This is a genomic window from Gordonia sp. (in: high G+C Gram-positive bacteria), from assembly GCF_049647785.1.
Classification (GTDB): domain Bacteria; phylum Actinomycetota; class Actinomycetes; order Mycobacteriales; family Mycobacteriaceae; genus Gordonia.
On sequence record NZ_JBARYI010000031.1, the window covers coordinates 1 to 12,346 of the forward strand.

The 12,346-nt window shown below is 64.2% G+C and carries 12 protein-coding genes; 8 read left to right on the forward strand and 4 right to left on the reverse strand.

Translation table 11 applies throughout. From position 1 onward, the window contains the following. A partial coding sequence (locus tag WBA38_RS04995) for an integrase core domain-containing protein (RefSeq protein WP_424322228.1) occupies window positions 1-157 on the forward strand: 157 nt, incomplete at its 5' end. Between the two features lie 185 nt (window positions 158-342). Here WBA38_RS04995 and WBA38_RS05000 read toward each other — a convergent pair. The 3 genes from WBA38_RS05000 to WBA38_RS05010 form a co-directional block, all read right to left on the reverse strand. Continuing rightward, complete coding sequence (locus WBA38_RS05000) at window positions 343-522, reverse strand: DUF3073 domain-containing protein (protein WP_424322225.1); 180 nt, start codon at window positions 520-522, stop codon at window positions 343-345. A gap of 175 nt (window positions 523-697) precedes the next feature. Then, a complete protein-coding gene (locus WBA38_RS05005; RefSeq protein ID WP_424295514.1) occupies window positions 698-1,864 on the reverse strand; it encodes a YgfZ/GcvT domain-containing protein in 1,167 nt (388 codons plus the stop codon). 77 nt (window positions 1,865-1,941) lie between these two features. Further along, entirely contained in the window at window positions 1,942-2,799 is an 858-nt protein-coding gene (locus WBA38_RS05010; protein WP_424295515.1) for an SDR family NAD(P)-dependent oxidoreductase, read from the reverse strand. Window positions 2,800-2,904: 105 nt separating this feature from the next. Between WBA38_RS05010 and WBA38_RS05015 the strand changes: the two genes are divergently transcribed. The 5 genes from WBA38_RS05015 to cydC all read left to right on the forward strand — a co-directional run bounded on the left by WBA38_RS05015 (window position 2,905) and on the right by cydC (window position 9,860). Continuing rightward, complete coding sequence (locus tag WBA38_RS05015; protein WP_424295517.1) at window positions 2,905-3,768, forward strand: aminodeoxychorismate lyase; 864 nt, start codon at window positions 2,905-2,907, stop codon at window positions 3,766-3,768. 104 nt (window positions 3,769-3,872) lie between these two features. Then, window positions 3,873-5,432: a cytochrome ubiquinol oxidase subunit I gene (locus WBA38_RS05020; RefSeq protein ID WP_424322226.1), complete on the forward strand. Its 1,560-nt coding sequence runs from the start codon at window positions 3,873-3,875 to the stop codon at window positions 5,430-5,432. 12 nt (window positions 5,433-5,444) lie between these two features. Then, window positions 5,445-6,509, forward strand: coding sequence for a cytochrome d ubiquinol oxidase subunit II (gene cydB, locus WBA38_RS05025; protein WP_424322227.1), 1,065 nt, complete (start codon window positions 5,445-5,447; stop codon window positions 6,507-6,509). Beyond that, on the forward strand, window positions 6,506-8,188 hold the full coding sequence (cydD, locus tag WBA38_RS05030) for a thiol reductant ABC exporter subunit CydD (protein ID WP_424295523.1): 1,683 nt from the start codon (window positions 6,506-6,508) through the stop codon (window positions 8,186-8,188). Before cydB ends, cydD begins: the two co-directional genes overlap by 4 nt. A 16-nt stretch (window positions 8,189-8,204) precedes the next feature. Then, window positions 8,205-9,860: a thiol reductant ABC exporter subunit CydC gene (gene cydC, locus WBA38_RS05035; protein ID WP_424322229.1), complete on the forward strand. Its 1,656-nt coding sequence runs from the start codon at window positions 8,205-8,207 to the stop codon at window positions 9,858-9,860. A gap of 64 nt (window positions 9,861-9,924) precedes the next feature. Here the strand turns inward: cydC and WBA38_RS05040 are convergent, their stop codons facing one another. Next, the gene (locus tag WBA38_RS05040) at window positions 9,925-10,542 is read right to left on the reverse strand and encodes an FABP family protein (RefSeq protein WP_424293214.1); all 618 of its coding nucleotides are present in this window, start codon (window positions 10,540-10,542) and stop codon (window positions 9,925-9,927) included. Window positions 10,543-10,919: 377 nt separating this feature from the next. Here WBA38_RS05040 and WBA38_RS05045 point away from each other — a divergent pair, with 377 nt between their 5' ends. Together WBA38_RS05045 and WBA38_RS05050 are read left to right on the forward strand one after the other, a co-directional pair. Continuing rightward, a complete protein-coding gene (locus WBA38_RS05045; protein ID WP_424293215.1) occupies window positions 10,920-11,615 on the forward strand; it encodes a 3-oxoacid CoA-transferase subunit A in 696 nt (231 codons plus the stop codon). Then, entirely contained in the window at window positions 11,612-12,277 is a 666-nt protein-coding gene (locus tag WBA38_RS05050) for a CoA-transferase (protein WP_424293216.1), read from the forward strand. The genes WBA38_RS05045 and WBA38_RS05050 overlap by 4 nt, the downstream gene beginning before the upstream one ends. Window positions 12,278-12,346 lie beyond the last annotated feature (69 nt).

Sequence of the window (12,346 nt, forward strand, 5' to 3'; positions counted from 1 at the left end):
CGAATGGGCCTACGCCGCCCGCTATCAAAACGAACACGAACGCGAGCTCGCGTACACAGCATGGCTACATCACTACAATCATCACCGACCCCACACCGGCATCGGTGGCCTCACACCGGCACAACGCTTTCACAACGTCACGAAGAAGTACAGCTAGCGTAGGAGCGAGGACTGCCGAAGCAGAAGTCGCCCACCCAAGTCGGCAACGGCTTCTAAGGCGACCAGCTTCAGCGGCGAACAAAAAGAATAAAAACCCCGCGTCTAACCGACGCGGGGTCTTTTATTTGCTGTGTACGGCAATCGATGAGATTGCCGGTATGAGCGGGTTGGTGAGGTACGACGCTAGGCGCGTCGCCACTCGTCCTCTGTGTTCCAGCTCTGCTCGTCCGTCCACGCATCGTGGGACTTGTCGCTGCCGCCAGAGAGTTCTCGCTGGAGACTATCGAAGTCAGTATTCGGAGCGGAGTACTTCAGCTGACGAGCAACCTTCGTCTGCTTTGCCTTAGCCCGGCCGCGGCCCATATGGGACCCCCTCGCACAGTGACGGGGCGGCCATCGGTGTGGCGGCCCCGTTCTATTCGTTAATAGTTTTCGTACTGACAGTCTAGCGCGCCCTCGCAATTAAGTCTCATCGCTGGACGTGTTAATAAAAAAATGGCTGTGAGCAGGGGTTTTTGGTGTGGCGTGGGTCGCTAACTTAGCGCTTGCCGCGTAGACGGTCGACGGCCGCGCGCCCGGGGGGCACTTGGTCGTCGTGGTTGTACAGGTCGGGGTCGATGCTGGCGCTCAGCGATTCGTCGGGGGATTCGGCGTTGCCGACGGTGAGTTCGGCGTCGACGGGGGTGTTTCGTTTGACGAGGGCGAGGGCGATGGGGCCGTTTTCGAAGTGGTCGACGACGGTTCCGATACGGCCGATGGCACGACCGCCAGCGTTGACTGGGTCACCGGTGGTGGGCCGGTACGACGAACTGCCGTCGAGGTGCAGTAGTACGAGGCGGCGGGGTGGGCGGCCGAGGTTAGCTACCCGGGCAACTGTTTCTTGACCGCGGTAGCAGCCTTTGTCGAGGTGGACGGCTCCGCCTTCGTCGGGGCCGCCGATCCAGTCGACTTCGTGGGGGATGGTGCGCTCGTCGGTGTCGAGGTGGAGTCGTGGGCGGGCCGCGCTGACGCGGAGGGCCTCGTAGGCCCACATGCCGGCGGGGGTGGCACCGGACTCGGTGAGGAGTCTCCACCACTCGCGGAGATCGGTTTCGGGAACGACGAGGTCGATGACGGGTGTTGCGCCGCCTTCGCCGATGGATGGCATTAGCCGCCAGAATCCGGCGGGCTCGTCGTCGTGCCGCAATTCGGGGAGGTCGCCGGCCTGGTAGGTGGTGGCGCCTTCGGTGAGCCCGATGGCTTTGGCGATGGGTCCGCTCAGGACGTCGGGGCCCAGCAGGGTCAGGACGACCATGTCGGGGCGGGCTACAGGTGCGGCCTTGGACCAAAACACCATCTTTTTCAGGAAGTCCGCGAGGATGTCACTGCGCTTGGCTTCGGTGTCGATCCACGTCGTTCCTTCGATATCGGTGAGAACGAAATGATCTTCCACTCGGCCGTTGCCGTCGAGGGAGAGGTTTTCCGCGCTCCGCCGATCGCCGAGGTGGGTGAGGTGCTGGGTCGAGATGGTGTGAAGCCAGCTGAGTCGTTCGTCGCCCGAAATCTCGATGACGCCGCGATCGGATCGGTCAACGATCGCCGCTTTTCGCGTCGCTACCCGTTGCTCGCCGAGCGGGTCGCCGTAATGCCAGGCCACGCCGGGGCTCAAATCATCGTCAGGAGTGGGGATGGCACCGGGTTGCGAACTCAAAATCGGGGAGACCATGCCTCTGAGTGTAGGCGCGCCCGGAATTGTGTTGAGTTTGCGACATTAGAGGTAGCAAACTCAACACGATTCGAGCCTTACTCGATGACGACAGACGAGAAGGTCGGCGGATCGCCCAGGAACGGGCGGTGCGACGGCGGCTGGTTGCCTTCGATGTCTTTTACGCCGAGTTCGATGGCGACTTCGGCACCGACCCACACCTTGCCGGACCGTTCGAGCAGGTTAGGTTCGCGCGACAATGCGTCGATGACGCGGCCGGGGAATTCGGCTGATTCGGCTGTCGCGGCCAGGCCTTCGTACATTTCCGGGCGTGCCGCGAACGCGGCCAGGGTCCGCTCGGTTTTGAGAAGACCCATCCAAAGGGAGATCACGGTGACGTTGAAAGGTTTGAAGTCGACTGCCATGTCGTGCGCCATCTTGTCGACGGCGGCCTTCCCTGAACCGTAGGCGGGCCCGTGCATGTAGCAGGTCCCACCGAACGACGACGTATTCACCACGAGACCGGCGGGTGCTTCGACCAACAGCGGTGCTGCGTAATAGGTCGCAACATAGGCCGAACGCATGCCGACGTCGTGCAGGTCGAGCAGGGAGAGCGGTTTCGTCCAGAACGGCCCCTTTTTCGTCAGTTCGGGAGGCAGATTTATGGCGTTGTTGACAAGGATGTCGAGGTGCCCGTGTTCGGCTCGGATGGTCTCGAATAGGGCGGCGACCTGCGCATCGTCGGAATGGTCGACGGCGACGGCGATTCCGACGCCACCGCGCCGGGTGATCTCGGCGGCAGTCTCGCCGATGGTTCCGGGGAGGTCGGCGTGGCCGGGGTTCACGGTGCGGCCGGTCACGTACACGGTGGTTCCGGGCTGCGCCAGCGCGAGGGCGATGCCCTTGCCTGCGCCGCGACTGGCTCCGGTGACGACGACGATGCGTTGATTGCTCATACCTTCATCCTTTACCTGTTGCGGCCCGGTCGACGAAGGGGTTCGGCAATACCGTGCACTCGTTTGATGAGGGCTCGGGTCGGCGGTTCGTGAGATTGTTGACCCATGCCGACCGTTCTGGTTTCCGCCGAGGGCCACCTGCTCGATCCCGCCGTGCCGATCGTGCATGCCGACGACCTGGGCTTGATCCACGGGGATGGGCTGTTTGAGACGCTGTTGATCCGCGGCGGCCGAGTGTGCGGGGTCGACCGTCACTTGGCGCGCATGGTCGCCAGTGCCGCCGTCGCGGGACTGCCTCCGATCGACGTCGCCTCGTTGGGACGCATGGTGGATGTGGCTGCGCGAGGGTGGCTGTCGGTGGCGGGGGACATGGAGCGCGAGGGCATGCTGCGCGTGATCGTGACTCAGGGCCGCGAGCACGATGTCCATGCCGGGCCGACGATGTTTGCCACCGTCGATCCGGTGCCCGATCGCGTGGCGGTTGCCCGGCGCGACGGCGTCCGCGCGGTAACCCTGCCGACCGCCTATGAGCCTGGTCTGGCACAGCGGGCGCCGTGGCTGCTGAGGGGTGTGAAATCGCTTAGTTATGCCGCGAACATGGCGGCTCTGCGGCAGGCGCGATCGCTTGGCGTCGACGACGCGATCTTCGTGTCCGCTGCGGGGACGGTGTTGGAAGGTCCGCGCAGTTCGGTGGTTGCCGTTTTAGGCGGCACGCTGGTGACACCGCGGCGCGACGACGGTGTGTTGCCCGGGACTACCCAAGACGCGCTGTTTGAGTTGGCGGCGTCGGAGGGGATTACCGTTGCTGAGCGGGAACTGACTGCCGAAGAGCTGGTGCGCGCCGACGAGGTGTGGCTCGTCTCGTCAGTCACCCTGGCGGCACGAGTTATTGAGCTGGATGGACGCCCATTCCCCGGCGGTAGCGTGATCGACGTCTCCGCCCTGGTCCGCAGGTCCGCTGGGGCATAGGACCTTCGACCGTCGGCTGCGTCACGACACCTTTACAAGCACCAATCCTCTACTACCGTAGGTAGTAACACGCGACAACAACGGCGTGCGGAATAGAGGGCGTAGTGGACGTTGTAGACATCTCACGGTGGCAATTCGGCATCACCACCGTTTATCACTTCATCTTGGTTCCATTGACCATCGGCCTGGCACCGTTGATTGCGGTGATGCAGACCATCTGGCACCGAACTGGCAACGAACAGTGGCTGAGAGCCACCAAGTTCTTCGGGAAAATCTTCCTCATCAACTTTGCCCTCGGCGTTGCTACCGGCATCGTCCAAGAGTTCCAATTCGGCATGAACTGGAGCGAATACAGTCGCTACGTCGCTGACGTCTTCGGAGCTCCCCTGGCACTCGAAGGCCTAATGGCCTTCTTCCTGGAGTCGACGTTTATCGGACTCTGGATCTTCGGCTGGGGTCGCTTGCCCCGCCGTATCCACCTCGCGTCCATTTGGATGGTGGCGATCGGCGTCAACCTGTCGGCGTACTTCATCATCGCCGCCAACTCCTGGATGCAGCACCCCGTCGGTGCCGAGTGGGATACCGAGCGCGGGCGCCCGCGGATGAACAACATCGTTGCCGTCCTGACGAACAACACCACGCTGGTCGCGTTCCCGCACGTCATCATGGGTGCGCTCCTGACCGCGTCGACCGTGGTTGCGGTGATCGGCCTTTGGTGGATGGCGCGCAATACCTTCCGCGCCAACAAACTCGAGGAAGCAGCCAAGCTCGGCGACGATTCGATCGTTCCGCACACCGACTCGCCCAGCCAGATCGGTGCCTCCCCGGCCGACCTGCGTCGCGACAACGCCACCCTGTGGCGACCGGTCAGCCTGCTCGCCCTATGGGTGGTGATCGGTTCGGGACTCGGACTGTTCATCACCGGCGACATGCAAGCCCAACTGATGTTCAAACAGCAGCCGATGAAAATGGCGGCCGCCGAATCGCTGTGTGAAACCGAAACCGGTGCGCCATTCTCGGTGCTCAGTATCGGACGGCAGAACAATTGCGACGGCATCGAGCACGTCATTGCGATCCCCAACATGTTGTCGTTCCTCGCTGACCACCGCTTCGACACCGAAGTGAAGGGCGTCAACGAACTTCAGAAGCAGTACCAGGAAGCCCTCAACATGCCGGGGCAGAACTTCGCGCCCAACCTGTTCGTGACCTACTGGAGCTTCCGCGCCATGATCACTTGGGCATTGGGATCGGTGGTGGTCGCGGTCGGTGGCCTCTGGTTCTTGCGGCGCAAACGGACCGACGTGCCGACCTGGTTCGGCAAACTGGCCCTGTGGATGCTGCCGACACCTTTCCTAGCGAATGCCTCCGGGTGGATTTTCACCGAAATGGGCAGGCAGCCGTGGGTCGTCGTTCCCAACTGGGCCGACCCCGACGGCAATCCGCTCCAAATCCACATGCTGGTGCAAGACGGCGTCTCTAACCACACCTCGCCAGCGGTCTGGACCACGTTGATCGGCTTCACGCTCCTGTACGGCGCGCTCGGCGTCGTCTGGTTCTACCTAGAACGGCGCTACGTGATCCAAGGGCCGGGAGACAAGGACGGCGTCGCCCCCGACCCTGGCAGCGACGACGACGATGCCAACGAACTCTCGTTCGCGTACTAGGAGAAGACTGCAATGACTCTCGAGACTCTCTGGTTCGTGCTGATCGCGGGCGCGTTCACCATGTACTTCGTCCTCGAAGGCTTCGACTTCGGCGTCGGGATGCTGCTGCCATTTCTCGGCAAGCACCCGAAACCGGGGACACACGAATCCGTCGAAGACGGCGACAAGCGTCGCCGACTACTGCTGACCACCATTGGACCGCTGTGGGATGGCAACGAAGTGTGGCTCATCACCGGCGGCGCGGCCCTGTTCGCGGCGTTCGGTGGCTGGTACGCCACCATGTTCTCGGCCTTCTACCTACCGCTGTTCTTGATCCTGATCGGGTTGATCGTGCGCGTAGTCGCCATCGAATGGCGCGGCAAAATCAACGACGTCAAGTGGCGCCGCTGGTGCGACGTCGGCATTGGCCTCGGGTCGTGGATTCCGTCGATCCTGTGGGGCGTCGCATTCGCGAACGTGGTGCGCGGTGTCCCGATCGACGCCGACCAGCAGTACACGGGCGGCTTCTTTAACCTGCTGAACCCGTACGCGCTGCTCGGCGGTGCGACCACGCTGCTGGCCTTCCTGACTCACGGTGCGGTATTCATCGCGCTCAAGACGTCGGGCACCATGCGCGACGATGCGCAGACTGCCGCAATGCGACTGTCGATCCCGACCGCGGTGGTGGCGGCGGCTTTCCTGCTCTGGACGCAACTGGCATACGGCCACGGCTGGACGTGGATTGTGTTCGCGCTGGCCGCGATTGGTGCCGTGGTAATGGTGGTCGGCACCATCACCCGACGTGAGGGATGGGCGTTCGCAGCCACCAGCCTGGCCATCGCCGGGACCGTCGTCATGCTGTTCGGGTCACTGTTCCCGAACGTGATGCCGTCGTCGACCGACGAAGCGTTCAACCTGACGGTGCAGAACACGTCGTCGAGCCACTACACCCTGGTCATCATGACGTGGGCGGCAGCGATCATGACCCCGGTCGTCATCGCCTACCAGGGCTACACGTACTGGGTATTCCGTAAGCGACTGTCGGTGGAGCAGATTCCGGCGTCGATCGGGCTGCCGCTGCAGCGCACAGGCAAGTGAGCGAGCGCCGGGCCCCGCTGGATCCGCGACTCCTTCGGGCGTCGCGGTCCGCGCGGCGGTACGTGATCGCCAGTGCGGCATTTGCCGTCGGCGACGTGATCGCGGCCGTCGCCGGGGCCATCGCCCTGGCGGGGCTGCTGTCGGAACTGATCACGGACCCGGCCCGGCGCAGCTTTACCGACCAAGCCGTGCACCTCACGGTGGTCGCGGTGGCGTTGGCAGCCCGCGGCGCCATGACCTACTTCCAAGACGTTGTCGGTCGTCGTGCCGCGCATGCCAGCATCGACGAACTCCGCGTCGCCGCGCTCGACACCCTCACCGACCCAGCCCGCACCGGGCCGCGGCAGCTACTGACGGCCCGCGAACACGCGCTCACGGTGACCCTGCGCGGACTGGACCGACTGTCGGACTACCTCTCCGGCTACCTGCCCGCGCTACTCGGCACCGCCATCATTACGCCGCTGATTGTCGCGGTAGAACTGTGGACCGACTGGCTCAGCGGCGTCATCATCATCGTGACCCTGCCGCTCATCCCAATTTTCATGGTCCTGATCGGGCTGGTGACCCGGGAACGTACGCGCCGCAAACTCGACGCCATGAGCAAGCAAAACGCCCAGCTCGTCGACCTCATGACCGGTCTGCCGACGCTGCGCGCCCTCGGCCGGGCGCAAGGCCCAGCGGAGCAGGTGGCCACCCTGGGTGAACGCCTCCGCAAGTCGACGATGGGTTCGCTGCGGATCGCTTTCCTGTCGGGTGCGGTCCTCGAACTTCTCGCGACCCTCAGCGTTGCACTGGTCGCCGTCAGTATCGGTCTGCGCCTCGTGTTTGGTGAGATGTCGTTGTACGCGGGCATTCTGGCGTTGATCCTGGCACCTGAGGCCTACTTGCCGCTGCGTCGAATTGGTGCTCAGTTCCACAACGCCGAAGACGGTGTTGCCGCAGCCGACGACGTGCTCGACATCCTCGATGCCGCCGATGCTGATTCACGTGGAACATTGCAGGTCACGGTAGCTGGTGCGAGCATCGAACTCGATGGGGTCGGTGTCTGCGGACGCGACGGATGGGCACCTCGCGGGCTCTCCGCCACAATTCGGCCGGGGGAACTGACGGTCGTGACGGGACCTAACGGCACCGGCAAGTCGACCATCTTTGCGGCAATCCTGGGGCTGCAAACCCTCGACGAAGGCAACGTGCACGTCCGCGACATCGCCGTCCGCGACCTCGATCCCGACAGCTACTTCGCCCAGATCGACTGGCTGCCACAGCTTCCGGCGATCGTGCCGGGTACCGTCCACGAGAACCTCGAACTGTTCGGCGCGCTCCCCGCCGACGCAACAGCCGAAGCCATGCGGGCCGCGGCCTTCGACGAGGTGCTAGCCGACTTGCCCTATGGCCTCGACACCCGACTGGGAAGCGGTGGCGTTGGCCTATCGGCCGGGCAGCGGCAGCGTCTCGCCTTGACTCGCACGCTGGCCGGGACCGCGCCGTTGCTTCTCCTCGACGAACCCACAGCCCATCTCGACGACGACACCGCCGACCGCGTTATCGCGGCCTTGCTCGCGAGAGCCCGCGCAGGCGCGACAGTCATCGTGATCTCGCACCGACCGGCGGTCGTCGCCGAAGCCGACCACGTCGTCGAACTACCGGCCCAACTCGTGCAGGAGGCCAGCCGTGTTTGACCGATCAACCGATCCGATGATTGCCGCGCTCAAGTTCACCGGGATGCGTGGGCGGGCACTGGTGGCACCCATCCTTCTCGGTGCCGCGGGGGCACTGTCGGCGCTGGGCCTGGCCGCAGTCTCGGCGTGGTTGATCACCCGAGCCTGGCAGATGCCGCCCGTCCTATGGCTGTCGGTGGCGGTGACAGCCGTGCGGGCCCTGGGTATTTCGCGTGGGGTGTTCCGCTACCTGGAACGCCTCGCCACCCACGACGCAGCCCTCCGCGCCATGGCCGATGCCCGCACCCGCGTATACCGCGCGCTGTCGCGGGGATCCGCCGGCTACACCGTGGCGCTGCGGCAGTCGGAGCTGATGTCGCGCACCGCCGACGACGTCGACGAAATCGGCAACGCCGTGATCCGCGGCCTGATCCCGATGACAGTCGGAGCCGTCACCTCAATCGCAGCGGTCATCATCATGGCCTTCGTATCGATCCCGGCTGCGGTGGTCCTGGCAGTCGCGCTCCTCATCAGTGGCGTTCTCGCCCCGTGGATCGCCGCCCGCGGGGCCTCGCGGAAGGTCGCCGACGCGGCCCGTGCCAGGGAAGACGCGGCGGAAGCCGCGTCGTCGTTGCTGTGGCACGGACCGGAACTGGCGGTCGCGCGGGCGCGGCAGCGAGTCCTCAACGCAGTCCATGATGCTGATCGTCGGACCGAACGTGCCGAAGACACCGGCATGCGATGGCAGGCGGCAGCTCAGGCCATGACGCCCCTGTCGTTGGCGGCCAGCGTGGTCGCCGCAGCCATCATCGCGGTGCAACTCGCATCCGGCCTGCCCGGCTCGCTCGCCGACGTTTCGTCCGGTGCGGGCATCACGCCCATGGTGTTCGGCATCCTGGTGCTGCTGCCGCTGTCGTCGTTCGAGTCCACGGCACCACTCACCGAGGCGAGCATCGCGTGGGAGAGCGGACGGCAAGCTGCCCGGCGGGTTTTGGCGCTCGTCGACGGTGCGAAATCTGATGTGTCCCAGGATGATCCGATCGTCGATCCGACGCCGGTGAAACTGGTCGCGAACCAACTGGCGTGGGGCTGGAGCGAACCGCTCGGAACTCCGCTCAACCTCGACCTGGCACCGGGCAGCAGGCTGGCGGTCGTGGGACCCAGCGGGATCGGCAAATCCACGCTGCTGATGACCCTCGCGGGCTTGATACCGCCGCTGTCGGGGACGGTTGACGTTTCCGGCGGATCGTTGCGGGAAAGCGTGTGCTTCTTTGCCGACGACGCGCATATCTTCTCAACCACCGTCCGCGAGAATCTGCGCGTGGTGCGCGGTGACGCGTCCGACGAGGAGATGCTCGTTGCGCTGGAGAAGGTGGGACTGTCGGAGTGGCTCGGCAAGCTACCCGCGGGCCTGGACGAGAAGCTCACCGGTGGCGAGTCCGCCCTTTCCGGTGGTCAGCGGCGCCGACTGCTCTTGGCCCGCGCGCTACTACACCGTGCTCCGGTGGTGCTCCTCGACGAACCGACCGAACACCTCGATGCCGCCGACGCCCAGCGACTGATGGCGCTGATCTGCGGGGACCTCTTCGGTGATCGCACGGTGGTCGCGGTGACACATCAGGACGTCTCGGGCGTAAAGGTGCCGGTATTGGGGCTCCACAGCCCAGATGCGGCACACGCTCTACCTGTCTAAAGCGATTTGCGTGGTGACACGCCGCGCCGTGCGGCGTGTCACCACGCAAATCGTTTCTGGAGTCTCAGCCGATAACGCGGGTGAGCTTTGCCGACAGTCGAGGCGTTAGGTCGCCTTCGGCGTCGACGCGCTCTTCCACATAGGCGAGGTCACCGTCGGGGACCAGGCCGAGAAGGCGCTTGGCACCACCGGTGTGGGAGCCGGTCTCGCTGCGAATGGTGACGTCGGTGGTGAGGTTCCACGACGTCTGATTAAGTGGTCGGCCGTAGTAGAGCTCGATGGAGCCCTCGGCGTGCGTCAACAACAGTTCGATGGTGTCGTCTTCGCTGATCCGCCAAAAACCCGATTCGCGCAGGTCGGGGCGCACAAACGTGCCTTCGTCGTCGACCACCCATGAGCGCGACTGCCACACAAGGTAGTTGCCACCGTCGTGCGAGACGATGATCTGCTGCCCGAACTGGTAGTCGGTGCCTGCCACTGGATCGTGGCCTTCGCCGGTGCCTTCCCAAACGCCAACCAACGGCAACAGTGCGAGGAGACCCGCGTGCAGGTCTGCACCTTCGCGCAAGTTAGCCGTGTCGGCTGGAACGGGGAGGTCTCCGACGGGGGTGAGGTTCTTGGTGCCAGTTTCCTGGGCCCGCACCTCGGCGTCGGAGATCGCTTCGTTTCCGGAGCGGGTCACGACTCGTCGTTCACCAAGCGGTAGACGGTGTACAGCGCGAACCAGATGATCAGCAGCGAGGCCAGACCGAGGAGGATTTCGAAAAAGAGGACCATGCCTCGATGCTACCGCGCGAGGTGTCGGCACCGAAACGAGCGGCCCAACTGCACGCTAGATCACATCCCCGCCCGTCGTCGCTCCGCTCCTTTGCGTTCTCGCATGATGCGTCGATTCCCGCTACATGTCAGACGCCGGGCGGGAATCAACGCATCATGCGGGAACGGAAGCGCGGAGCGCTGGACCGGACGGGAGGGGTATCAATTGGGCGCAAATGAGTAATTGTCAGTCTCAATCGGGGCGCTTAGCGTGGAATCAAACTACGAAAGGGGTCCACGCACATGAGCGCCGCCATGTTTTGCGCCGATGTCGACCAAGCTGTTGAAGGGATCGCCGACGGATCCACCGTCCTCATCGGCGGATTCGGCCTCGCCGGAATGCCCTTCGACCTCATCGACGCCCTCATTCGTCAAGGAGCCGGCGACCTCACCGTCGTCAGCAACAACGCGGGCAACGGTGACCTCGGGCTCGCCGCACTCCTCGCCGCCGGCCGCGTCCGGAAAATCCTGTGCTCATTCCCGCGGCAGTCGGACTCGTGGGTCTTCGACGGCCTGTACCGCGAAGGCAAGATCGAACTCGAAGTCGTCCCCCAGGGCAACCTCGCCGAACGCATGAGGGCCGCCGGTGCGGGCATCGGTGCCTTCTACTGCCCGACCGCCGTCGGCACCCCAATCGCCGAAGGCAAGGAAACCCGCGTCATTGACGGTCGTACCTACTTGCTCGAGTACCCCATCAAAGGAGATGTCGCGCTGATCGGCGCGCACCGTGCCGACCGTGCGGGGAACCTCGTCTATCGCAAGACCGCCCGTAACTTCGGTCCGGTCATGGCTGCGGCCGCCAATACGACCATCGTTCAGGTCGACGAAGTGGTTCCCGTCGGTGACATCGATCCAGAAGTAGTGGTCACACCCGGTATTTATGTTGATCGGATAGTTGCGACGCCCACGCGTCGTTTCGCTGTGGAGGGAGCACGATGAGCAATAAGTTGCGGTTGTCGCCGGATGCGGCGCGCACGTCGGACGAGGTGTTGACGGGCGATCAGCTTGCGGCGCGCATCGCGTCGGACATCCCAGCTGGCTCGTTCGTGAACTTGGGGATTGGGCAGCCGACGCAGATCGCGGACCATTTGGACCCGTCGAGTGCCATCACTTTGCATACCGAGAACGGCATGCTGGGTATGGGTCGGCAGGCGGTCGGCGACGAGATTGACCTCGACCTCACAAACGCGGGCAAGGTGCCGGTTACGGAAGCGCCGGGGGCGTCGTACTTTCATCACGCCGATTCGTTCGCGATGATGCGTGGCGGCCACCTCGATGTGTGCGTGATGGGTGCATTTCAGGTGTCGTTCGACGGCGATCTGGCGAATTGGAGCACCGGCGCGCCCGATGCGATTCCGGCGGTCGGCGGCGCCATGGATTTGGCGATCGGCGCAAAACAGGTCTTCGTCATGATGTCCCTGTTTGCCCGAAACGGTGACGCGAAACTGGTTCCCGCATGTACCTATCCGTTGACGGGACTGACTTGCGTTGACCGGGTCTACACCTCGCAGGGCATTATCGCGATCGACGACGCTGGCGCGAAGATCGTCGAAACCTTCGGTATTGAGCCGGCCGAGTTGCTGGCGTCGCTCCGCAGCTAGACCCTCCCGTCGTCGCTCCGCTCCTTCCGTTCTCGCATGATGCGTCGATTCCCGCACTACGTCAGACGT